The organism is Yaniella sp., from assembly GCF_030453185.1.
Classification (GTDB): domain Bacteria; phylum Actinomycetota; class Actinomycetes; order Actinomycetales; family Micrococcaceae; genus Yaniella.
The window spans coordinates 1-22366 of the sequence record NZ_JAKDKW010000040.1 but is presented as its reverse complement, the minus strand read 5'-3'; the positions used below and the strand labels follow the sequence as shown (position 1 = coordinate 22366).

The window sequence follows — 22366 nt, the reverse complement described above, 5'->3', positions numbered from 1 at the left end:
TCCACTGCGCTCGTCGATTCCGTTGCACCAGTCCGGCTTTCTCTAATACCGCCAGGTGCTGGGAGATCGCCGGTCGACTGATGGGATAGTAGGCCGCAAGTTCGCTCACTGTTACGGGACCCTCCCGTAAGCGTTGCAGTATGTTGCGTCGTGTCGCGTCCGCCAAGGCAGCAAACGCTGAACTTAGCTGGTCATCATTCTTCATGTAAGTAACCTCTTACGTAAGTGATGGCTTACACTGTACCCCGATGTGGGCTTAGTCACAAGAGATTTGATGGAGTGCCATTGGTGCAGCGATTTTCAAGCAGGGGATCGGTGCAGTTGATTAACTGCTTGCCATACGGAATATGATGGATGTATGAATCCGTCCAACGTCAGTGCAGACGACCTGAATGACCCGACCATCGATGCCGAAACTCTGCGAGAAATTGCAGTAGCGCGGCCAGACCTTCGCGGTCTAATTCTTCAGCATCCCAATTGTCATGCGGAGTTGGCGAACTTTATTCAAGACCTCCCGCAGGGGATTCCTTCTGGATACTCGGGTGGGCAGACGTATGGGGGTCAACCTTCGTATGGATACGGGGCGGGGCCCTATGCGCCATATGCTCCACAACCGCCCGTTTCGGTGAGTGATGAGAAAACCTGGGGTGTGCTCATGCATATCGGCAGCCTCTTTCTCGGGTTCCTCGCCCCGCTGATCGTTTGGCTCATTTATAAGGACCGTAGCCAAACGCTGGATCAGCAGGGTCGTACCGCGCTCAACTGGCAGATCAGTGCGGTAATCTATGCGGTTGTATCGTCGGTTCTGATGTTTCTTTTGGTTGGGTTTGTCACGTTATTTGCGGTGGCCGTCCTGGACATCGTCTTCTGCATCATTGCAGCTGTGAAGGCGGGGGACCGCGAAGCGTGGAGGTACCCGCTGTCTATCCCGTTTCTTCGGGACAGCATAGAGCCTCGGCCACAAGGCGGTCAGTACTACTAGGGCTCGTGGGGGCCCAGTGATATAAAGGCGGCGGAGCATCAGGGCATCCTGTTCTCCGCCGCCTTTATTCGACAGGTGGTCGTTGCGTTTCTAGGCTTCGAAGGCAGCCTGCATACAACGCATTGCGGCCAGAGTTTTCGGTACACCGATGTAGGGCATGAGGTGGACGAAGCATTCGGCAACCTCTTCTTTGGTCATGCCAGCAACTTCAATGGCGGTCTTGATGTGTCCGGTCAACTGGGGTTCGGTGCCGCCCATGGCTGCCAGGGCTGCCATGTTGAGCATCTGACGATCGCGGAGTTCAATGCCTTCGCGCTGGTAGGTGCCACCAAATACTGCGCCAACCACCCAATCTGAGGCGCCGGGTGCGTATTCATCCAGCTGCTTCTTCCAGGCTGCTGCGCTCTGGGGTGCTTGAGTCTCTTCGACGAACTGATTGCCCTTATCCATGCTGAGTTCCATGGTTCTCCTCCTTGAGATAGTTGAATCACCAGAAGGCTATCATCGCCGTCGTCCAGATCGAACGTAGGCGTCATCCGGCTGCGCGTGATACGATCCACGAAGGTGACGTAGGTCATGATCAGTTTTGTCGTGGAGGGCTCGAGATTGGGACAGACATCCCCTGTGAAAATGCCGCAAATTCAAGAACTTATTGATGCCATCGGTGAGGGCAATGTCGTGACGAATTCGGCGACGATTGACAACTACCGCTGGGATCGCGCTAACGATCCCAATGCCGGAACACCAATTGCCGTAGTGCGTGCCACCTGTTCCGAAGATGTCCAGGCAACGCTTCGATTCGCTGACTTCCACGCAATGCCCGTCGTACCTCGCGGGGCAGGTTCAGGACTTTCAGGTGGAAGCTCCGCCGTTGATGGCGGCATTATCTTATCGATGGAGAAAATGCGTGCGATCGACGTCGATCCGCTAACCCGCACGGCAGTCGTTCAGCCCGGCGCGTTCAACGCAGAGGTTAAGGCAGCTGCAGCTGAACATGGGCTCTGGTATCCACCGGATCCTTCTTCGTTTGAGTTCTGCTCTCTTGGCGGCAATATCGCAACGAATGCTGGTGGCCTGTGCTGTGTGAAATACGGCGTCACCGCAGACTATGTGTTGGGTATGCGTGTTGTGCTCGCCGATGGCAGGGAGGTTGAACTGGGCGGATCGCGACTCAAGGACGTTGCCGGACTGAATTTGACCCAACTGTTTGTCGGCAGCGAGGGCACGCTGGGCGTGATCACTGAGGTCACGCTACGGTTAGTGCCTGCGCAGCGTCCTGCAACGACTCTGGTGGCCACCTTTTCGTCGCTTGATGACTCGACGAGCTCGGTTCTCGCCATCGCTTCAACCATGCGCCCATCGATGCTGGAGTTCATGGATAACCCAACGATTAACGCGGTCGAGGACGCGACCGGGATGGGGCTCGACCGCGAGGCTGCCGCGATGTTGATTATCCAGTCGGATGAGCCGGCAGAATTTGCCGCTCAAGAGATCGACGAAATCGAAGAGCTGTGTCAGCAGCACAACGCAAACGAGGTCTTCGCAACGTCCGACCCCGAAGAAGCCGAAGCCATCATTGTTGCTCGCCGGATGGCCATTCCGGCGGTGGAGCAAAAAGGCACCCTGTTGCTCGAGGACGTCGGTGTTCCGCTACCTCGTTTAGGTGATCTCGTCCGTGGGATTGAGAAGATTGCCCAAGACCGCAATGTGGTCATCGCGGTTATCGCCCACGCCGGGGACGGAAACACCCATCCGCTGCTGGTATTTGACCCGACGGACGAAGAACAAAAACAACGGGCACACCGCGCTTATGGTGACGTCATGGACCTGGCGGTGCGGCTCGGTGGGACTATTACCGGTGAGCATGGTGTAGGTCGACTCAAACGGCCATGGTTGGTGAACTCTATTGGGCATGATGCCCTGGAACTCAACTATCGGGTGAAGAAGGCCCTTGATCCCAAGAATATTCTCAACCCCGGGGCGATCTACGACCCTGCAGCTCTGCAGTGACCAACAGCCCCCGAACTTTCCGAGACTCCCGTCACGTGAGGTCGGTTGATTGGGCTCTGTCTGGCTTCACTGAAGGTACCAGTGCAGAATACGCTCATGACGGGCACTAAGATGTATGCGGTGAGCAGTGCGCTCACGACAAGGTTTTCCTATTATTGAAAGTGTGTCGTTCGTGTCCAAACCAGTAGTGCTCATCGCAGAAGAACTCTCCCCGGCCACCATGGATGCTCTCGGGACCGACTTCGAGATTCGCAACACCGATGGTTCCGACCGTGACCAGCTGCTTCCAGCACTCGCTGAAGCTGAAGCTGTGCTGATCCGTTCAGCTACCACGATGGACGCTGAAGCAATCGGTGCGGCAAAAAATCTGAAAGTCATCGCACGTGCCGGGGTTGGACTCGACAACGTGGACACACAAGCCGCCACCGAAGCCGGCGTCATGGTGGTCAATGCGCCCACCTCCAACATCATCTCGGCCGCCGAACTGACCTGTGGCCACATTCTGTCGTCCGCACGCAATATTGCGCCAGCCAATGCCTCCCTGAAAGATGGTCTGTGGAAACGTTCCGCTTATAAAGGCATCGAACTCTACGAAAAGACCCTGGGTGTTATCGGTCTTGGCCGTATTGGCTCGCTAGTTGCCGAACGTATGAAGTCCTTTGGCATGAACATCGTGGCCTATGACCCATACGTCACTGCCGCTCGTGCTCAACAACTCGGTGCGACCCTGCTGAGCCTCGATGAACTACTCGAAACTTCAGACTTCGTCACCATTCACATGCCACGCACCCCTGAAACTTTGGGCATGATCTCCGATGATCAGTTCAAGATCATGAAGAATTCGGCCTACGTAGTCAACGTAGCCCGCGGTGGCCTGATCGACGAGGCAGCACTGGGCCGTGCGCTGGATAACGGGCTAATTGCCGGTGCAGGTATTGACGTCTTCGTCGAAGAACCAGCCAAAGATCTCCCATTCTTCGAACACGACTCCGCTACCGTGACCCCGCACTTGGGCGCTTCAACGGAAGAAGCCCAAGAAAAAGCCGGCGTCGCCGTTGCAAAATCCGTCCGCCTGGCACTGGCCGGTGAATTGGTCCCGGACGCCGTCAACGTTGCCGGCGGTGTCATTGATCAGTACGTGCGCCCAGGTATCCCGTTGACTGAAAAACTCGGTCGCATTCTGTCGGCTGTGATGAAGGGTGTTTCGGTGTCAGGTATCGAGGTCGAGGTTGCCGGTGAACTGGCCGAAAAGAATGTGGACTCGCTGAAACTTGCCGCACTCAAAGGTATTTTCACCGACGTCGTCTCCGGGCACGTCTCCTACGTCAACGCGCCGGTGCTGGCAGAAGGCCGCGGTATCGAAACGCGTCTGTCCACCACTACGAATTCACCGCACTACCGCAACACCATCTCGGTGAAAGCGGTCTCGGCCAATGGCCAAGAATTCAACGTCACCGGAACCTTGACCGGGCCACAACAAGTTGAAAAACTCGTCGGTATTAACGACTACGAATTCGAAGTAGCCATCGCCGATCACATGTTGGTGCTGGAATACCAAGATCGCCCGGGCGTCATCGGCACCATGGGCATGCAGCTGGGCGACCGCGGCATTAACATTGCCACCATGGACGTGGCCCTGCGCGCAGACGGTTCCACCGCACTTGCTATTCTGACGCTGGATTCGGAACTGCCTTCCGGGCTGATCGACCAGGTTGGCGAAGCCATCCATGCAGAAAAAACCGTAGAGGTTGATTTGGAGGAAACTGTCCGGTGAACACCTACTACCTCACAACGGCCATCGCCTATCCAAACGGCGAACCACACATCGGTCACGCATATGAATACATTGCCACCGATGTGATGGCTCGGTTCAAACGTCTCGACGGTTTTGACGTTCGGTACCTGACCGGAACAGACGAACACGGTCAGAAAATGCAGCAAACTGCCATCCAAGAGGGCGTCACCCCGATGGAACTGGCCACTCGCAACGCTGCGGTCTTTCAGGAAATGGATGATGAGGTCCTGAACATTTCCTACGATCGTTTCATCCGGACGACCGATGCAGACCACCACGCCTCATCACAAGAGATCTGGCGTCGGATGGAAGCCAACGGCGATATCTATCTGGATACGTACGCCGGTTGGTATTCGGTTCGCGACGAGCGGTTTTTTGCCGACGAAGAGACACAGGTTAATGAACAGGGCGTTCGCATCGCCACTGAAACTGGCACGGAAGTCACCTGGACTGAAGAAGAGTCGTATTTCTTCCGGCTGTCCAGCTACGCCGATAAACTCCTGGCCCACTATAAGGCCAACCCAGACTTCATTGCACCGCAAACCCGCGCCAACGAAGTCTTCCGGTTCGTAGAGGGTGGACTCGAGGACCTCTCTATTTCGCGCACCTCATTCGACTGGGGCATTCCGGTACCAGAACCCACCAATCCGGAACTCGCCACCGATAAAGACCACGTCATGTACGTGTGGGTCGATGCGTTGACCAATTACATCACCGGTGCAGGCTTCCCTGATGCCCAAAGCGAGTTGAAGCGCTACTGGCCAGCCGATCTGCACGTGATTGGTAAAGACATCTCGCGGTTCCACTGCATCTTCTGGCCCGCCTTTTTGATGTCGGCCGGTATCGAACTGCCAAAACGCGTGATGATTCACGGGTTTTTGAATAACGAAGGCGAAAAGATGTCCAAGTCGGTGGGTAACGTTGTCCACCCGGCAGATTGGGCCGACCGCTACGGTTTGGACACCGTACGGTTCTTCTTGCTCCGCGAATTCCCGTTTGGTTCCGATGGTTCCTACTCGCACGACGGCGTGCTACGACGCAAAAACGCCGATCTGTCGAATAACCTCGGCAACCTGACACAGCGCAGCCTGTCGATGGTTTATAAAAACCTTGACGCGAAGGTGCCTGAGCCAGGCGAGTTGACCGACCAGGACCAGAAGGTGCTGGCCGACGCCGCAGCGCTCATGGACACCTGGCGGACCCACTTTGAAGTCCAAGACTTTTATCGTGCACTGGGCGCCGCATGGAAAGTCCTCGATGACACCAACGCGTACTTTGCCGATCAGCAACCGTGGGTACTGCGCAAGACCGATGAAGCACGTATGAAAACCGTGCTGTGGGTGACGCTAGAAATAGTTCGTCGCGTTGCCCTGCTGGTGCAACCGGTCATGCCAGAATCAGCTACGAAACTGCTAGACGCGCTGGGTGTTGAAGCCTCCGCAGATGCCGGCAAGACGAACGCCTCAGGGCAGGGCCCACGTTCCTACGCTGCCTGGGATACGCAATTGGCACCCGGCACAGCGATTGACAAACCCACCGCGGTATTCCCACGTCACGAAGAAGAGTAAGAAGGTAGAGCATTGAGCGATAACGTAGTAGATCTGGCGCTAATCCCCGGAGATGGCATTGGACCAGAGGTCACCGCCGAAGCACTCAAAGTACTCAAAGCCGTCCTCGGTGACGACCAGGTGAAAACCACCGAATATGGCCTGGGCGCCGAGCACTGGCTGGCCACCGGAGAAACCCTGACCGATCAGACCATGGAAGCCCTTCGTGGTCATCAAGCGATTCTCTTCGGTGCCGTCGGCGCCGCCCCGAACGATACACGCATCCCATCTGGTCTCTTGGAACGCGAAATCCTGCTCAAGCTGCGGTTCAGCTTCGACCATGCCGTGAACTTCCGTCCCTCGGTGCTCTACCCGGGCGCAACCTCACCGTTGGCCAACCCGGGTGACATCGACTTCGTCGTCTTCCGCGAAGGCACCGAAGGCCTCTACGTGGGCAACGGCGGTTCGATGCGCACCGGCACCGCACACGAGATTGCCAACGAGACCTCCGTCAACACCGCATACGGTGTCGAGCGGGTCGTTCGCAAAGCCTTCGAATACGCCCAAGGTCGTGAACGTCAGCACGTTACGCTGGTCCACAAGCACAACGTGTTGGTTCACGCGGGGCACCTGTGGAACCGCATCGTCAACGAAGTGGCCGGACAATTCCCCGACGTCACACACGACTATCTCCACATCGATGCAGCAACAATCTTCATGACCACCGATCCGGGCCGTTTCGACGTCATTTTGACCGACAACATGTTCGGCGACATCATCACCGACCTAGCCGCGGCCGTGACCGGTGGTATCGGCCTGGCCGCTTCGGGCAATCTCAACATCACGGGTACTGCGCCGTCGATGTATGAGCCAGTCCACGGTTCAGCCCCGGACATCGCCGGCACCCAGCAAGCAGACCCGACCGCAGCTATCCTCTCGGCAGCGATCCTGCTGGAGCAAGAAGGGTATGCGGATGCGGCACTGCGGGTACATAAGGCAGTATGGGAAGACCTCGCCGCACGAGACACCACCAAGCGCACCACCGCGCAGGTGGGCGACGCGATTGCAGCACAGGTCTAATACGTCCACGCGCACACGGCACAGGCAGCACGTTTTGGCCCGCTCAGGGCATAGGAAGGTCCATCATGGAATTTAGGTTAGACCCCAATCAGGCTCCGGCAACTGATGCCCGGCGCGACGAAATCCTCGCCGCCCCGGGATTCGGCCAGTACTTCACCGACCACATGGTCACAGTCGACTGGACCGCCGATCTGGATGCTCAAAAGGCAGCTTTTGAAGCCGGCGACTACCTGAACATGGCCGGCGACTGGTCCAATGCGCGCGTCGAACCCTACGGGCCACTGTTCATGGACCCTGCCAGCGCGGTACTGCACTACGCTCAAGAAATCTTTGAGGGTCTGAAAGCTTACCGTCACGACGACGGCTCCATCTGGACCTTCCGGCCGTATGCCAATGCTGCGCGTATGAACCGCTCGGCACACCGCATGGCGATGCCGCAGCTGCCAGAAGACGTCTTCGTTAAGGGTGTTGAGCAGCTCATGGCTCAGGATCGCGCCTGGGTGCCCAATGGTGCAGGCCAGTCCCTCTACCTGCGACCATTCATGATCGCCACCGAAATCTTCCTTGGTGTCCGTCCGGCACGAGAATTCAGCTTCCACATCATTGCCTCGCCTGCGGGTAACTACTTCGGGGGAGAGCTCAAACCGGTCAGCATCTGGGTTTCCCGCGATTTCGCTCGCGCGGGTGAAGGTGGCACCGGTTCCGCAAAATTCGGCGGCAACTACGCTGCCTCACTGGCTGGTCAACTCCAAGGCGCCTCGCGCGGCCATGACCAGGTAATCTTCCTGGACCGCAGCCCCAATGACTCGCTCGAAGAACTCGGCGGCATGAACGTTTTCTTTGTCACCAAAGACAACAAACTGATCACACCGAAGCTCACCGGCACCATCCTGGAGGGTATTACCCGCAACTCGCTGATGCAGCTGGGTGAAGAATTCGGCCTGGACGTCCAAGAACGCCACATCACCTTCAACGAATGGAAAGACGGTGTGGCCAGCGGAGAAATCTCCGAGGTCTTCGCATGCGGGACCGCCGCTGTGTTGACCCCGATTGGCCGTGTGGCCGACGGCGAAGAAGTCTACGAGACACCATCACAAGACTTCCCGGTAGCCACCGCGCTGCGTAATCGCCTGGTTGGTATCCAAACCGGGGCCGAAGAAGACACGTACGGCTGGATGCACCGTCTGGCCTAAAACCGTTCGAGAGGAAGGGGATCACCGTGCGCATTGCACGTTTTGTCTACCGCGATGAGTTTCACTACGGAGTAGTCCAAGATGAAACCATCACGCTCCTGGCCAATGACCCGCTGTATGCCGGTATTGTGCCGACCACCGAAACGTTGAAACTTGACGACGTGCGCCTGGTGACCCCGGTCTTGCCACGTTCCAAAGTCATCGGGGTCGGCCGAAACTGGGAAGCCCACGCCGAAGAACTCGGCAACGAAATCCCCACCACTCCGCTGCTGTTTTTCAAACCCAACACCTCGGTTGTTGGGCCCGATGAGCCGGTCATGCTGCCGGACTGGACCGAAGAAGTCTCCTACGAGGCAGAACTGGCTGTCGTCATCGGTCGCATCGCCAAAGATGTTCCCATCGATCGCGTGGACGAAGTGATCTTTGGCTACACGGTGGGCAATGACCTGACGGCTCGTGACACCCAGCGCGCCGAACACCAATGGGCCCGAGCAAAAGGCTTCGACGGTTCCTGCCCGCTTGGCCCGTGGATCGAAACCGAGCTGGATCCAGATAACTTGCAGATTCGCTCGTGGGTCGATGGCGATTTGCGCCAAGATGGCAACACCGAAGACATGATCTTCGACGTGGCCACCCTGGTGTCATACATCTCCGAGGCCTTCACCCTGCTCCCCGGTGACGTCATACTCACCGGCACCCCGGCAGGGGTTGGCGAAATCGACAACGGCCAAATTGTGGAATGTGAGATTGAAGGCATTGGCACATTGTCCACCACTGTGCGCCGTCCTACCGTTGGCTAACCGCTAGAAACACGGTCACGCGCACACAGCACCTCGGCGTCTCCGGCTAGACTTGGACACCATGAGCCAGCTTCGCAATCCTGACGATATTCCTGCAGTCCCTACCGACGCCGAGGTCCGTGTGCGCTTTGCGCCGTCACCAACCGGCACCCCGCACGTTGGACTGATCCGCACCGCCCTGTTTAACTGGGGTTGGGCCCGCCACACCGGCGGAAAAATGATCTTTCGCGTCGAAGATACCGACGCCAAACGAGACTCTGAAGAGTCCTATCACCAGCTCCTTGACGCCATGGAATGGATGGGCATCGACTGGGACGAAGGCGTAGAGGTCAGCGGACCACATGAGCCCTACCGCCAATCACAGCGTGGTGAGATTTACCAAGAGGCCATCCAAAAACTTAAAGACGGTGGATTCATCTACCCGTCCTATACCTCCGCCGAAGAGACCGAAGCCCGCCACAAGGCCGCCGGTCGCGACCAAAAGCTTGGTTACGACGGCTACGACCGTCACCTGACAGAAGAACAGATCGCAGGTTTTGAAGCCGAAGGCCGCAAACCGGTCTGGCGTTTGCGCATGCCCGATCACGATCTGTCTTTCACCGACACTGTCCGGGGCGTCATTACCTTCAGCGCGGGTTCGGTAGCCGACTTCGTCGTAGTTCGAGCCGATGGCTCACCGCTGTACACGCTGGTCAACCCGTTGGACGACGCACTGATGGGCATCACTCACGTCTTGCGTGGCGAAGACCTGCTGTCGTCAACCCCGCGTCAGATCGCCCTGTACCGGGCGCTCTACGCCGTTGGGATCGCAGATTTCCAGCCGACCTTTGGCCACCTGCCATACGTCATGGGCGATGGCAATAAGAAACTCTCCAAGCGCGACCCACAGTCCAGCCTCTTCAATCACCGGGACAACGGCTTCATCCGTGAAGGCCTGTTGAACTACCTGGCACTACTGGGCTGGTCGCTCTCGGCAGACGAAGACATCTTCACCCCTGAAGAGTTTGTCGCAAACTTCGACATCCACAATGTGCTGGCCAACCCGGCACGCTTCGATGAGAAGAAGGCCATCGCAATCAACGGCACCCACATTCGTCGTCTGGAAGCAGCAGACTTCCGCAACCGGTTGATCCCGTATCTTCAAGACCGCAACCTCGTGGGCGAAGAGCTCACCGATCGCGAAAACGATATTCTCACCCAGGCCGCACCATTGGTCCAAGAACGCGTCCACCTGCTGGGCGAAGCCGCAGATATGTTGGCTTTCCTGTTCACCGAAACCATAGAGGTCGAACAAGCCGCGATGAAAGGCATGCCACAGAACCTCGTCGAGGTCCTCACCGCAGCAGAAAACGTGCTGTCGGACCTGGAAACCTGGGATCTAGAATCCATCGAATCCGCACTGCGTGCTGCACTGATCGAGGAGCTGGAACTCAAGCCACGCCATGCCTTCGGTCCGGTCCGCACCGCCGTATCCGGGCGGAAAGTATCGCCACCACTGTTTGAGTCCCTGGTGATCATGGGGCCAGAGAAAGCCCTGGAACGCATCGCTCAGTTTAAGGCGGACCAATCCTAGTTCAGGCAGTCCTCTTCGATATCGATGACACCCTGGTCAACCTTGCTGGGGCTCAGCACGTTGCCTTCCGCAAACAGCTGGCCACCCAGTTTGGTGACCGGGTGTCATCGCACCCTGCCTTCGACGTTGCAGTAGAAGCCTTCGTGCACGATCCGAAAGACTTTTACAACGCGTACATCAACGGCAAAATGTCGTTTGCCCAGCAGCGGCTCTCCAGAGTCATCGATGCCATGAGCATCCTGCAACTTGAGGGCGCCCCGGACGAAGATCTCTGGATCGCAGGATACGAAGAAGTCGTTTCCCAGCACTGGGTACCTTTCGACGACGTTGCGCCACTGCTCGCAGCACTGGACGAGCGCGGGATTGCCTACGGTGCCGCGACGAATAACGTGACGCACTATCAGCGGCTCAAGCTCGAACAGACCGGCCTGGCATTTGACGTTGTGATCGGCACCGACGTTACCGGCAAGCCGAAACCTGATCCTTCGATGTTCCGTGAAGGGGTGCGCCAGCTGGGATCCACCGTTGAGAACACCCTGATGATTGGTGACGACGTGATGAACGACGGGCTGGGTGCACGCGATGCTGGGCTGATTTCTTTGCTGGTTGATCGCAAAAATACGTTAGTTAATCCGGAACGCGTGTATAAAGTCGGGTCGCTGAGTGACGTTCTGCACATTCCTTCCCTCCGCTTTGACAACAAGATAAATTAGGGTAAAGTTGTCTCTCGTTGCGTTCAGCGCAGCAAGCCCATGGGGTATGGTGTAATCGGCAACACAGCGGTTTCTGGTACCGTCGTTCTAGGTTCGAGTCCTGGTACCCCAGCGATTTTCCTTCAACGGAATTTCAACTCGCTTCCAGTAATGGTAGCGCGGCCCCATCGTATAGAGGCCTAGTACGCCGCCCTCTCACGGCGGTAGCGCGGGTTCGAATCCCGCTGGGGTCACAACTGATCGACATGCATTAGAAACAATGTGTGTCGATTTTTTGCTTTCGGCCTCGTAGTTCAGTTATCCACATTTCATTTCTCAGGGATGGTTCCGGACTCGGACAAGTCGAAGTATCGGCCTTATGGTCAAGCGACGACACGGGAATTCTGAAGGGACCCCATCGAAAAGTGCAATACGTAGAGCGGGAGCTACAGTTAGGCAGTATTTTCGTGAAGCTGATTCTGGTGCGGTTGGCGACCGCTCTGCTCTGACTCGAGCCGCAGATGAGATTCGTGCTTACCGTTCCCAGTTCAGGCAGCCGACGCAACAGCTGGATAGGAATTTAAGATCTATCTGCGATAGTGCAGGTATTTACGCTCAGGTATCGCATCGGCTTAAGCGTCTCCCCACTATTTATAATAAGCTCATTCGATTCGAAAACATGGACTTGTCCCGTATGGAAGATATCGGCGGGTGCCGGCATTCTTACCGAAGACTACCGGTCTCTGCAGGTCGTCCGGTTGCTGATTTTGGAGGCATATGAGGGGCACGTTCATCGAGAACGTGACCGCGTATGAGCGGCTATCGTGCTATTCATGTGGTGGTTACAGAGCCAGAACCGAACCTGAAAATCGAAATTCAGTTACGAAGCAAATACATGCAAAGGTGGGCCGATCTTGTCGAGTCTTTAAGCAGTATGTTCTTACAAGACTTCAAGAGTGAGGGTTCACATCCAGTACAGGAGTATATGAAATTGCAGTCAAGAATGTTCGCCTATGCTGAGGAACAAGGTCCGGCACTGGGCGACGGTGAACTCGCAAGACTGCGTAGACTTCGAGCAGACGTGCAAGAACTGTTGGACGGTATTGCTGTCGCTCGAGGAAGGGAATAACGTGACTGCCATGCAAAACTTTATTCTGGTTTACAACCACGAGCAGCAGCGGTTGCAAGATCTCCTCCGATTTGAGGAAGACGGTGATGCTGCTATTTGTAAATATGAGGCTCTGGAGGCAGACTATCGTGACTCACCGTTCATGGACATTCTGTTCGTCGGAGCGGACTCGCTTGAGACCATCAAGGTTACTCACTCGAGCTACTTCACCGGTGAGGCACAAAAGAATATAGAGGCGTCCTTACGGATGCTAGATATGGCGTAGGCGATGGCTGCTTGCTGTACTTTTGCCCTGGATGCTGTCACGGGTACAGGATATACAGTTGTCTGAGCCTGCCTCAGAATATATATATTGCCAGAAGGAGGGGCTATGACCGCGACGAAAAATGACAAGGGTAGCCTCCGAAAACTTCCCCGAAGCCTGCTTGTCCTTTCCGTTCCAGTCCCGATTCTGGCTGCCGTGTTAATAGTTGCTCTCTTTCTAATCTTTCAACGGTCGACCTCTGGTGACTGGGCCGTCCACGTTGACGGACAAGGAAACGTCGCCTTTGGATCCTGGTGGTGGCTATTCCTTGGAACCTTTATTTTGACCTCGATAGCGTTCTTGCTAGGCCAATACTTAGCGCGTGACTTCAGCCATCTGGGCCACTGGTATCCAATGCAGAAGGCTATAGTCATACTTTGCTTTTCTACGGGCTATGGATTCCTCGGGTATTTGACGGCAAACATGAGCGTGGCGTTGCTCGCCCCAGGTTCTTCTGGCGCCGAACAACTCGTCGGTTATGGGCTTCTGGGCTTTCTTCTCACAGCTATTCTCGCTGGATCTGTTTACACTGCCTTGTTGCCGAAAGCCCAAGATACATCTGCCCTTCATGCTTTTTAGTTGGTAAAAATTCAGTGCGTTCCCCACGGGAGTCCCGCAACTTCTCATAGTGTTCAGTTTGTTGGGAGGTCTGCTGGATGAACGACGACGAAAACTGCTCCTCGGAGCACGAATCTGCGTCAGAACAACCAGGATGGGTGCCGCTATTGTGGTCACCCGATGGCCACAACTACATACCAACTTCTGGCAAGGCCTGGATCATAGTCATAGTCTGTGCAATTGCGTTGGGAGTACTCGTGAGTTGGCTCTAAACACGTTGCTTGACCGGCCCACAGTCAAACATTGGTTCAATTGCCTCACGGCGCAGCGTAGTCCAGGTCTGTGCCTTCACCGATTCGGCCGACGGTCGCGTAGTGACTATGTCCATTTCACCGGGAAGATCTTGGGTATCCCTGGAATCCATATCTTTACACCTCTCAACTGTCGGTGAACTTGGTGAAGAAGGGATCCTTGCGCTATTCAATGCGAGCTTTGCAGCATCCAGCTAGCTGCAGTCGAGTCACGCTAGCTCCAGAAGAATTCGACCGCCAGGGCCAAGCCGAGCGCAATCATGATGGCCCCGGCCAGGTAGGAGATGATCTGACTGGCGCGGGGACGTGAGGCGATGACTTTCCCCGCTAGCAGCCCAACGGGAACATACACCAGCAAGCAGCCAATGACGAACATGCCACCGAGCACGGCGAACTGCGCAGGCATGGCCCATGGTGCCTCGGGACTTGCGAATTGGGGGACAACCACCAGGTAGAACAGCAGGGCCTTGGGGTTGAGTACCGCTACGCCGATACCTTGTCGCACGAGTTTTCCGGCCTGGGCATTCGAAATATTGTCGCCTACGGACAGCTCTGTTGTTTTCGCTGTGCGCAGCACCCCGATGCCGAGGTAACACAGAAATGCCGCGCCGATCAGTGTCAGGGCATCTAACACGCCAGGGGCCGAGCTTACGAGCGGGCCCACCCCGGCTGTGAGCGTACTGACCAGCAGCAAATGGCCGATAACAACACCGGTTACCGGCTGCCGGACCGCCCGATGATGTACCCCGGACGTGAGCATAAACATGAAATCCGGTCCGGGGACGATCACCATCGCCACGACGACGCCCGCGAAAGCTGTCAACGCTGCAGTATCCACCTGTTGGCTCCCTTCAAAGACCCTCATTGAGTCTAAAGAAAAATGTCCGAGAGGTGCTTCCAAATTCTTTTTGAAAAACCTCAGAATATGGAAAGATTGTCGTTATGGATGCTATCGATCGCGAGATTATTGCTTTACTTCAGCAGGACGGGCGAATGAGTCTCACAGATCTGGCTCGTGAGGTCGGCCTAACGCTCTCTCCAGCGCACCGCCGTCTGCAACACTTGGAGGAGGCTGGCGTCATCTATGGGTATCGGGCCATGGTGGATCCGGAAGCGCTAGACCTGGGGCTTGAGGCGCTCGTGTTTGTGACCATGCGCCAAGAGGATCGCGACACCATCACAGCATTTGAAGAAGCCGTGACTCGTATCCCCAATATCATCCAAGCGCAGCGACTGCTCGGCGACCCTGATTATGTGTTGCGAATCAGAGCCGCGAACATCCAGGACCTCACAAGGATCACCGATGAGACCCTCTTCGATCTACCCGGGGTGCATTTGATGAACTCGCATCCGGTGGCAAAAAATATCGTCACTGATCGGCCGTATCCTGCATAGCGGGTATGAAGCCGGGTCTGCGCACAATGGTTTCTGTTCATCAGCCAGAGATACGCTGCCGCAAACACAGTGAACGCTACGGATAGTGACTATTCTGGACGGTATGCCTTTATCCTCGGAAAACGCCGTGCCGACCACGGTCGACCATCTCGGTGAAGACGCCATCCTCGCTCTGCTCAATGCCAGCTTTGCTGAGTTCTCAACCGGTGAGGGAGTGCTGGGCCCAGGTGATGATGCGGCGATCATCCCGGCCCCGCGGGGTAATTTCGTGATCTCCACTGATGCAATGAATGAAGGTCACCATTTCCTGCGTCATTGGCCCTCCGGAATAATCGATGATGGTTATTCGACCGGTTGGAAGCTGGTTGCTCAGAATATCTCGGATATGAACGCCATGGGTGCGGTCACTTCCGCGATCAACATTTCGCTCGCCATGCCCAAAGATACGACAGCCGCCTGGGTGTCACGGTTTGGGCAGGGGATAGCCAACGCGTGTAGGTATCTGAATGCTGGGCAAACCATTATTTCCGGTGGAGATCTAACCCGTGCAGATACAATCTCGGTCGTCATCACCGCCACCGGTAATCTGGTTGGTGAGCCCACGCTTCGCACAGCCAATCATGACGTCGAAGGATTCAATCTAATCCACACCGGCAACGTCGGGGCCTCAGCCGCGGGTCTAGCAGTCGCACTACATGGCAATGCCCATGATCTCTCGCGTGACGAGCTCCGGATGTTGCGACTGTTTCTTCGCCCACGCCCACACTTAGCCGCAGGGCCGGCAGTCGCCGGCCAAGTATCAGCGATGATGGACATCTCAGACAGTGTACTGACCGATGCCGACCGTCTAGCTTCAGCCAATAACCTCTATGCTGCTATCGATCACGGATGGGCCGAAGTGCAGGCAGCCCAGTTGCGCCCGGTTGCTGATAGGTATGCTGTCGATCCGCGGGATTGGGTTTTGACCGGGGGAGAGGATTACGGTTTGCTAGCAGTACAGCGCCCCGATCTGAAGGTGCCTCCGGGATGGCATGTCATCGGCAAACTGAGCAGGAAACCCCAAGACCGTCCGACGGTGACTGGATGGGATCATTTCTAGCTGCCAAGGTTGTTCGACGCATCCCTAGCTATGCGAAAGACCCTGTAAAAACAGGTACTCGCACACGCTGAACTCAACAACGAATCCGCGCCTGGAACGGACTGAGGGGCTGCTGCACGAACTGTGAATCTAGAAGTAGCTGTCAGGTTGGTGCAGGATGATTGTGACATGGACAAAAAGATCACCTGTGGTTAGTCTCGGGGCCATGAAAGAACTCATTGTTTTCAGAATCTTCTGTGGGTTGTTCATTGGGGCAATAGGTTTTTATTTAGCATTTTCTATTGGGTCGGTCCCGTGGTGGCTCGGCGGTGCTCAAGGTCTAGTGGGCCTGGCGATGGCTGTGGAGGCTATCTTGAGTTTCAGGAGACCCACCAAGAGGACAAAAGACTAGATACGTTTTGGAGACTTATATATTGGGTATAGACCACTCGGTCGATTGGAGACGTTCGAGGCATGCAACACTAAATGTCAGGCAATATTAGGCGCCAACGTGGGTTCAAAGGACAACAGGAGATGCGTGCTGTTTTGAGGACAGTTCGGGTTCGAGCTGCTTCAGGGCGCGGTGTTGGCGAAAGCTGCAGCCGTCCAGGCATGCGTCCGATGCGTCGACCTTTGACATTGATCTTCTAGGAAACAGAAACTAGTGGTTTCTTGCTTGTACAGTATGAAGAACCCTACTATTTTCCAGAAGCATGAGGAGGGCATTATGAAATCCGTACACCGTGTCGCAGGAGGTGTGGCCACAGCGTTGATGACGCTATGGATGTTTACCGCTTGCGCTACTGAGGATAATGACAGCACAGATACCTCCGAACCGGGTGCTGTTGAAAGCAATGATGCTTCCGAAGCGTCAGAAGGCTCTGACGAAGCAGTCTCTGATATGCCGGAGGAAGATGCTGATTTACGTGAGGTGACCTTCCCGGTGTCAGCTCAGGATGCAGTTGACACCGCGACCGATGAGACGGGAGAAGGCGAAGTCCACGCGATCGAACTCGACCATGATTCAGACGTCGGTTCCTGGACCTATAGCGTTAAGGTGCTCACTGCAGGGGACGAGGACAAGCACGACGATCACAAGGTCATCATTGATCCTGTGACTGGCGAAGTCATCAGTCAGGAGACTGACCAGACCTCGGATACTGAAGAAGCCATCGACTTGGATGATCCGATGACTTACGACGAAGCGCTAGAAAAGGCGACCGGTGAGGTCGACGACGCTCTTCGTGGGTGGAAATACGAGTGGGATGATGGAGGCTTCGAGTATCAGTTCGATCTAGGTTCGATGGAGGATGACACCGAGGTGTCCGTGGATCCTGAATCGGGGGACGTCACCACGGATTAGCCGTGGAGTCGAGCAGTCTGGCTTTCGCTGATACTCCCGCCACCAGAGCGTGGGCATCGGATTGCATCCTCAGCCTTGTCTCGCGGCAAGGTGTCTTCGTAGGGGACTTTCAGGAACTAGGCCCCCTGATTCTTGAATACCTGCAACATCCATAAATTCTGGCCATCTTGGATATATTCGGGGGTGCTCCTACGCAACTGCTCGGAAACCTGATCTGAAAACTCCAGACTGAACTCTCGCAACGTCATCAAATGCGGTTGCTGGTGGTCCTGGAGACCATCAGAATATTCTCGAGGGATATGTCGCGTGATGGCATAGGCATGGCTGTTCCTCCGAGTGGGAAGTTACCAGGAGTATAAGAAGTTGAAGGAGCCCGCGGATGCTACATCCCAAGCGACCTTCCAAGCTTCGGATGGGTTGGCCAGCAACTGTCCCGGCTCTATTTCTCCGTAAAGTTCGGAAATATCTTTGACTCCCATGGAGGCCATGAGTCGGAGTGCCAGCACCGAAGCTCATGCCAGTGACGTGCATGAGCGACATCGCATAGGGCTGGGTAGAGCATAAAGCCGAACCTTTGGTTTGAGCTTCTCGTCTATTTGCCGTTTGAATCCTGTACAGGTTCACTGCCTGGAGAGGGATGCTCGTATTGAGTACAGATCATTTGACGGCGGGCAACTGGTACGTATGAAGCCCACCATCCGGCAAAGACCGCAAATGCCACCAAAACCACCAGTTGCGGGCCATCCCAGCTGAACCAACGCAAAATAAATTGGCCGGGAATAAGGAGAACCATAAACCAGGCGTAGTGTCTCATCGGGAGATCTGTGATCGGTTCAAGCGGTGCGGGCATGCTGAGATAAGAAATCCACAGTCCTGTGAATGCAACGACCAGCGCGATCACAAGCCACCATAGACCTGGGCCCGGGCGATCTGCAGTCGATAAGCTGCTCGACATGAGCAGTATGGACAACCCGAGGAACAGTAGAGCCCGAGCGAGCCAGAACAACCACGGACGGTAGGGCCGGGAATCTTCGGTTGACGGTGTTGCAACATGAGGCTGAGTGTTGATGGCGTTCTCCTGGAAAAAAGTCGTAGGTCATAGCGATCTCATTTCGTGAGCATGCTGAAGGTCATTGACGGGCACGATCAGCATTCACAGATTGGTCGAGGCGTTCTGGTCTCTCTCAATGCGACGGTTGTGCTGGGCATTGACTATCAATGCTGGGACCGTGGCGAAGAGTATGAGCAATGTCGACCATCCGTGCAGGACTTCGGTCCAAGCCTGAGCGGAGACCAGAAGCAGTACTAGTGCTATGGCTCGATAGACATAGACTTCGCCCGGATGATTCCTAGGGTGTCCGAACCACTGTGGGAGCTTTTCGTTGGGATTGGCTCTGCGTAGTTGCTGTACCGTGAGCGCCAACAGTACGGTGCCTGCCAGCCAGAGGAGCGTTGCCTGAAAAAGATCCATGTGGCTAGTTCACCAGACATCTCATGACCCCGGCAAACCCCTGACCTACGGGCATGCTAGCTATCGTGTTGCAAAATTTGGCTCAAGCGTGACGCCGCGGTCACTACGGTTGAGCCGTGATATCGCCCGGGGTTGCGGGTCAGGCGCTCAACCGGTCCGGAGATCGATAGTGCGGCAATGACCGGCCCTTGGCCGTTGCGAACGGGTGCGGAAACCGATGCCACACCTGCCTCACGTTCACCAACAGACTGTGCCCAGCCACGGCGACGGACCGAAGCCAACGTGGCACTCGAAAATGCTGCCTCTTGTAAGCCTCCGGCCACCGACAGGTGATCTTGCCAGGCCAGCAACACTTGGGCGGCAGAACCGGCCTTCATGGAAAACTCAGTGCCCACGGGAATCGAATCTCGCAGCCCAACGGGGCGCTCTACGGAGGCGACACACACGCGAGCCTGTCCGTAGGCCCGGTAAATCTGAGCTGATTCACCGGTGGTTTCGCGTAACCACTTCAGTACGGGTTCGGCCAGGGTCGTGAGACGATCGGTACCCGCTGCAGTCGCGAGCTCGTTGAGGCGCTTTCCTAGGATGTATCGTGACGTGTCATCGCGTGACACCACGCGGTGGTGCATGAGTGCGGCGGCCAGCCGATGCACGGTAGGTCGTGCGATCCCGGTGGCTTCAACCAACTGGAGCAGCGTGGCGGGGCCTTCCTCGAGGCGCTCCAAAATTTTGATGGAGCGATCAATGACCCCAACACCGGAGGGATTATCCATGAAAACTGCCTCTCGAATACGCCGAATAGTTCACGATGTGATATTATCGTCTCACCTATTGAGACATACTTGACCATCGCTTGGCAAATTCTTGTCTCAAGTGCGAGATTATGAGCACGAGTATTTAGATCGGAAAGAAAGTAGGAACAACTCGATGAGTACGCCACGAACTTTGGCTGAAAAAGTGTGGGCCGACCACATTGTTGTTGAAGGCGAGCAGCAAGGTGACGTCCAGACACCAGACTTGCTCTACATCGACCTACACATGGTGCACGAAGTGACCTCCCCGCAGGCATTTGAAGGCCTGCGCCTGTCCGGACGTCCTGTGCGCCGCCCCGATCTCACCATTGGCGTTGAAGACCACAACGTGCCAACCATGAACATCAACGAAATGATTGCCGAACCAACGTCGCGTAAACAGGTCGACGCGCTGCGCGACAATGCCGAAGAGTTTGGCATCCGCTTGCACTCCTTGGGTGATGCCGAGCAAGGCATCGTCCACGTCGTTGGTCCACAGCTTGGTTTGACCCAGCCCGGCACCACGGTCGTCTGCGGCGACTCTCATACGTCAACACACGGCGCTTTTGGTGCTCTGGCCTTTGGGATCGGTACCTCAGAAGTTGAGCATGTCTTGGCCACCCAAACACTGCCGATGACCCCGTTCAAAACTATGGCCATCAACGTTGACGGCACACTGAAACCAGGCGTTTCCTCAAAGGACATTATCTTGGCCGTTATCGCCAAGATCGGTACCGGCGGCGGCCAGGGTTACGTGCTGGAATACCGCGGCGAAGCTATTGAAGCGCTGTCCATGGAAGCTCGCATGACCATCTGCAACATGTCGATTGAAGCCGGGGCACGGGCCGGCATGATCGCCCCGGATGAGATCACTTTTGAGTACCTCAAGGGTCGGCCACACGCTCCTGAAGGACAGGACTGGGACGACGCCGTCGAATACTGGAGGTCACTGCGCACCGATGACGGCGCAACCTTCGATGCAGAAATCACCATTGACGCCAACACGCTGGAACCATTCGTTACCTGGGGTACCAACCCGGGTCAGGGCGTGTTCCTGTCAGACTCCATTCCGATGCCAGAATCTTTTGACGATCCAGCGGATAAGGACGCCGCAGAGCGCGCCCTAGAGTATATGGCGCTTGAAGGTGGCACGCCGATGAAGGAGATCCCAGTTGACACCGTGTTCCTGGGCTCATGTACGAACGCACGTATTGAAGACTTGCGGATGGCTGCGGCTGTCATCCAGGGTCGGGAGAAAGCCGAAGACGTTCGGATGATGGTCGTACCGGGATCAATGCAGGTTCGTCTGCAGGCTGAAGAAGAAGGTCTGGACAAGATTTTCAAGGACTTTGGCGCCGATTGGCGCTTTGCTGGCTGTTCGATGTGTCTGGGCATGAACCCGGACCAGTTGGCCCCGGGGGAGCGCGCAGCGTCTACCTCAAACCGAAACTTCGAAGGTCGCCAGGGTAAGGGCGCTCGTACCCACCTGGTGTCACCGGTTGTAGCCGCAGCTACCGCCGTTCGTGGCACGCTGTCCTCGCCGTCCGACCTGGGCATGACCGACTACATCGTCGCCCCGAACTAACCCGCACCCACGATACGAAAGAGGCAAATTCATGTCATTAGAGAAAGTTGTAACGCACACCGGTGTGGGCGTTCCCCTGCGCGAATCAAACGTCGATACGGACCAGATCATTCCGGCTCACTTCTTGAAGCGCATTACCAAAACAGGCTTCGAAGACGCACTGTTTTCACGCTGGCGGACTGATGAAGACTTCATCCTGAACAAGGAGCCCTACTCCAGCGGCACCGTTCTGGTAACCGGGCCGGACTTCGGCACCGGCTCATCACGTGAACACGCCGTTTGGGCGCTGCGCGACTACGGTTTTAAGGCCGTCATCTCGGCGCGCTTTGGTGATATCTTCCGTTCCAACGCCGGAAAACAGGGTTTGGTCGCTGCTCAGGTAGAGCAGTCTGACGTCGAACTCATCTGGAAAGAGCTGGAAAATAATCCAGGAGCTGAAGTCACCGTTGACTTGGAGAATCGCTTGATTGAGTGTGGCTCCATTTCCACTAGGTTCCAGATCGATGATTACACGCGCTGGCGCCTGATGGAAGGCCTGGATGACATTGGTCTTACACTGCGTAGCGCCGATGCCATTGATGAGTTTGAAAAGACCCGTCCGGCGATTAAGCCCACCACGCTTCCGGCTAAGCTCTCAGAAGTATAGGTTTCGTCGCCTACAATAGGCACGTTGCCAATTTTTTCCAGCGCATCAGACTGGTGCGTGAGA

At 56.0% G+C, this 22366-nt stretch carries 24 protein-coding genes and 2 tRNA genes; 19 read left to right on the top strand and 7 right to left on the bottom strand.

Going from position 1 to position 22366, the window contains the following annotated elements; translation table 11 throughout:
• Positions 1–205: metalloregulator ArsR/SmtB family transcription factor (locus L0H14_RS07460; RefSeq protein ID WP_301421582.1), on the bottom strand; the 205-nt coding region annotated here is incomplete at its 3' end.
• Positions 206–358: 153 nt separating this feature from the next.
• Between L0H14_RS07460 and L0H14_RS07455 the strand changes: the two genes are divergently transcribed.
• Positions 359–982, top strand: coding sequence for a DUF4870 domain-containing protein (locus L0H14_RS07455; protein WP_301421581.1), 624 nt, complete (start codon positions 359–361; stop codon positions 980–982).
• Between the two features lie 90 nt (positions 983–1072).
• On the opposite strand, the gene L0H14_RS07450 is transcribed toward L0H14_RS07455, so the two are convergent.
• Entirely contained in the window at positions 1073–1444 is a 372-nt protein-coding gene (locus L0H14_RS07450) for a carboxymuconolactone decarboxylase family protein (RefSeq protein WP_301417251.1), read from the bottom strand.
• Positions 1445–1558: 114 nt separating this feature from the next.
• On the opposite strand from L0H14_RS07450, the gene L0H14_RS07445 reads away from it, so the two are divergent.
• From L0H14_RS07445 to L0H14_RS07385, 13 genes are all read left to right on the top strand, one after another.
• Positions 1559–2992, top strand: coding sequence for an FAD-binding oxidoreductase (locus L0H14_RS07445; protein ID WP_367618771.1), 1434 nt, complete (start codon positions 1559–1561; stop codon positions 2990–2992).
• A gap of 172 nt (positions 2993–3164) precedes the next feature.
• Positions 3165–4766, top strand: a complete 1602-nt coding sequence (gene serA, locus L0H14_RS07440) for a phosphoglycerate dehydrogenase (protein WP_301417249.1) — start codon at positions 3165–3167, stop codon at positions 4764–4766.
• Positions 4763–6355, top strand: a complete 1593-nt coding sequence (gene metG / locus L0H14_RS07435) for a methionine--tRNA ligase (protein ID WP_301417247.1) — start codon at positions 4763–4765, stop codon at positions 6353–6355. Before serA ends, metG begins: the two co-directional genes overlap by 4 nt.
• Before the next feature lie 12 nt (positions 6356–6367).
• Positions 6368–7414 (top strand): 3-isopropylmalate dehydrogenase, encoded by a 1047-nt coding sequence (locus L0H14_RS07430; protein WP_301417246.1) that lies wholly within the window; start codon positions 6368–6370, stop codon positions 7412–7414.
• Positions 7415–7479: 65 nt separating this feature from the next.
• Complete coding sequence (locus tag L0H14_RS07425) at positions 7480–8607, top strand: branched-chain amino acid aminotransferase (RefSeq protein ID WP_301417244.1); 1128 nt, start codon at positions 7480–7482, stop codon at positions 8605–8607.
• A gap of 26 nt (positions 8608–8633) precedes the next feature.
• Positions 8634–9407 (top strand): fumarylacetoacetate hydrolase family protein, encoded by a 774-nt coding sequence (locus L0H14_RS07420; RefSeq protein WP_301417242.1) that lies wholly within the window; start codon positions 8634–8636, stop codon positions 9405–9407.
• A 61-nt stretch (positions 9408–9468) separates the two neighbouring features.
• A complete protein-coding gene (gene gltX / locus L0H14_RS07415) occupies positions 9469–10980 on the top strand; it encodes a glutamate--tRNA ligase (RefSeq protein WP_301417240.1) in 1512 nt (503 codons plus the stop codon).
• Entirely contained in the window at positions 10974–11693 is a 720-nt protein-coding gene (locus L0H14_RS07410; RefSeq protein WP_301417259.1) for an HAD family hydrolase, read from the top strand. Before gltX ends, L0H14_RS07410 begins: the two co-directional genes overlap by 7 nt.
• A gap of 40 nt (positions 11694–11733) precedes the next feature.
• A tRNA-Gln gene (locus L0H14_RS07405) sits at positions 11734–11805 on the top strand.
• A 48-nt stretch (positions 11806–11853) separates the two neighbouring features.
• Positions 11854–11926: transfer RNA gene (locus L0H14_RS07400), tRNA-Glu, on the top strand.
• A 731-nt stretch (positions 11927–12657) separates the two neighbouring features.
• The gene (locus L0H14_RS07395; protein WP_301417238.1) at positions 12658–12801 is read left to right on the top strand and encodes a hypothetical protein; all 144 of its coding nucleotides are present in this window, start codon (positions 12658–12660) and stop codon (positions 12799–12801) included.
• A 1-nt stretch (position 12802) separates the two neighbouring features.
• Positions 12803–13066, top strand: coding sequence for a hypothetical protein (locus tag L0H14_RS07390; protein WP_301417236.1), 264 nt, complete (start codon positions 12803–12805; stop codon positions 13064–13066).
• Positions 13067–13171: 105 nt separating this feature from the next.
• Positions 13172–13684 (top strand): hypothetical protein, encoded by a 513-nt coding sequence (locus L0H14_RS07385; RefSeq protein ID WP_301417234.1) that lies wholly within the window; start codon positions 13172–13174, stop codon positions 13682–13684.
• A gap of 504 nt (positions 13685–14188) precedes the next feature.
• Here the strand turns inward: L0H14_RS07385 and L0H14_RS07380 are convergent.
• Positions 14189–14812: a LysE family translocator gene (locus tag L0H14_RS07380; RefSeq protein WP_301417230.1), complete on the bottom strand. Its 624-nt coding sequence runs from the start codon at positions 14810–14812 to the stop codon at positions 14189–14191.
• 104 nt (positions 14813–14916) lie between these two features.
• Here L0H14_RS07380 and L0H14_RS07375 point away from each other — a divergent pair, with 104 nt between their 5' ends.
• The 3 genes from L0H14_RS07375 to L0H14_RS07365 all read left to right on the top strand — a co-directional run bounded on the left by L0H14_RS07375 (position 14917) and on the right by L0H14_RS07365 (position 17810).
• On the top strand, positions 14917–15369 hold the full coding sequence (locus L0H14_RS07375; protein WP_301417228.1) for an Lrp/AsnC family transcriptional regulator: 453 nt from the start codon (positions 14917–14919) through the stop codon (positions 15367–15369).
• Positions 15370–15472: 103 nt separating this feature from the next.
• Positions 15473–16468 carry a thiamine-monophosphate kinase gene (locus tag L0H14_RS07370; RefSeq protein WP_301417226.1) on the top strand — a complete coding sequence of 332 codons (996 nt, stop codon included), beginning with the start codon at positions 15473–15475 and terminating at the stop codon, positions 16466–16468.
• Positions 16469–17174: 706 nt separating this feature from the next.
• Positions 17175–17810, top strand: coding sequence for a PepSY domain-containing protein (locus L0H14_RS07365; RefSeq protein ID WP_301417224.1), 636 nt, complete (start codon positions 17175–17177; stop codon positions 17808–17810).
• Between the two features lie 344 nt (positions 17811–18154).
• On the opposite strand, the gene L0H14_RS07360 is transcribed toward L0H14_RS07365, so the two are convergent.
• The 4 genes from L0H14_RS07360 to L0H14_RS07345 form a co-directional block, all read right to left on the bottom strand.
• Positions 18155–18316 (bottom strand): hypothetical protein, encoded by a 162-nt coding sequence (locus L0H14_RS07360; protein WP_301417222.1) that lies wholly within the window; start codon positions 18314–18316, stop codon positions 18155–18157.
• An 86-nt stretch (positions 18317–18402) separates the two neighbouring features.
• Positions 18403–18711, bottom strand: coding sequence for a hypothetical protein (locus tag L0H14_RS07355; protein ID WP_301417220.1), 309 nt, complete (start codon positions 18709–18711; stop codon positions 18403–18405).
• 252 nt (positions 18712–18963) lie between these two features.
• Complete coding sequence (locus L0H14_RS07350; RefSeq protein ID WP_301417218.1) at positions 18964–19281, bottom strand: hypothetical protein; 318 nt, start codon at positions 19279–19281, stop codon at positions 18964–18966.
• Between the two features lie 56 nt (positions 19282–19337).
• Positions 19338–20054: an IclR family transcriptional regulator gene (locus tag L0H14_RS07345; protein WP_301421580.1), complete on the bottom strand. Its 717-nt coding sequence runs from the start codon at positions 20052–20054 to the stop codon at positions 19338–19340.
• A 154-nt stretch (positions 20055–20208) separates the two neighbouring features.
• Between L0H14_RS07345 and leuC the strand changes: the two genes are divergently transcribed.
• Both leuC and leuD read left to right on the top strand, forming a co-directional pair.
• Complete coding sequence (gene leuC, locus L0H14_RS07340; RefSeq protein ID WP_301417214.1) at positions 20209–21657, top strand: 3-isopropylmalate dehydratase large subunit; 1449 nt, start codon at positions 20209–20211, stop codon at positions 21655–21657.
• 31 nt (positions 21658–21688) lie between these two features.
• Positions 21689–22303, top strand: coding sequence for a 3-isopropylmalate dehydratase small subunit (gene leuD / locus L0H14_RS07335; protein WP_301417213.1), 615 nt, complete (start codon positions 21689–21691; stop codon positions 22301–22303).
• Positions 22304–22366 lie beyond the last annotated feature (63 nt).

What these genes read in the sequence shown, in the direction of transcription:
- L0H14_RS07455 (WP_301421581.1), top strand. Translation starts at nt 359, where the DNA reads ATGAATCCGTCCAACGTCAGTGCAGACGACCTGAATGACCCGACCATC.
- L0H14_RS07450 (WP_301417251.1), bottom strand. Translation starts at nt 1,444, where the DNA reads ATGGAACTCAGCATGGATAAGGGCAATCAGTTCGTCGAAGAGACTCAA.
- L0H14_RS07445 (WP_367618771.1), top strand. Translation starts at nt 1,559, where the DNA reads ATGATCAGTTTTGTCGTGGAGGGCTCGAGATTGGGACAGACATCCCCT.
- L0H14_RS07425 (WP_301417244.1), top strand. Translation starts at nt 7,480, where the DNA reads ATGGAATTTAGGTTAGACCCCAATCAGGCTCCGGCAACTGATGCCCGG.
- gltX (WP_301417240.1), top strand. Translation starts at nt 9,469, where the DNA reads ATGAGCCAGCTTCGCAATCCTGACGATATTCCTGCAGTCCCTACCGAC.
- L0H14_RS07395 (WP_301417238.1), top strand. Translation starts at nt 12,658, where the DNA reads ATGAAATTGCAGTCAAGAATGTTCGCCTATGCTGAGGAACAAGGTCCG.
- L0H14_RS07385 (WP_301417234.1), top strand. Translation starts at nt 13,172, where the DNA reads ATGACCGCGACGAAAAATGACAAGGGTAGCCTCCGAAAACTTCCCCGA.
- L0H14_RS07375 (WP_301417228.1), top strand. Translation starts at nt 14,917, where the DNA reads ATGGATGCTATCGATCGCGAGATTATTGCTTTACTTCAGCAGGACGGG.
- L0H14_RS07370 (WP_301417226.1), top strand. Translation starts at nt 15,473, where the DNA reads ATGCCTTTATCCTCGGAAAACGCCGTGCCGACCACGGTCGACCATCTC.
- L0H14_RS07365 (WP_301417224.1), top strand. Translation starts at nt 17,175, where the DNA reads ATGAAATCCGTACACCGTGTCGCAGGAGGTGTGGCCACAGCGTTGATG.
- L0H14_RS07350 (WP_301417218.1), bottom strand. Translation starts at nt 19,281, where the DNA reads ATGGATCTTTTTCAGGCAACGCTCCTCTGGCTGGCAGGCACCGTACTG.
- L0H14_RS07345 (WP_301421580.1), bottom strand. Translation starts at nt 20,054, where the DNA reads ATGGATAATCCCTCCGGTGTTGGGGTCATTGATCGCTCCATCAAAATT.
- leuC (WP_301417214.1), top strand. Translation starts at nt 20,209, where the DNA reads ATGAGTACGCCACGAACTTTGGCTGAAAAAGTGTGGGCCGACCACATT.
- leuD (WP_301417213.1), top strand. Translation starts at nt 21,689, where the DNA reads ATGTCATTAGAGAAAGTTGTAACGCACACCGGTGTGGGCGTTCCCCTG.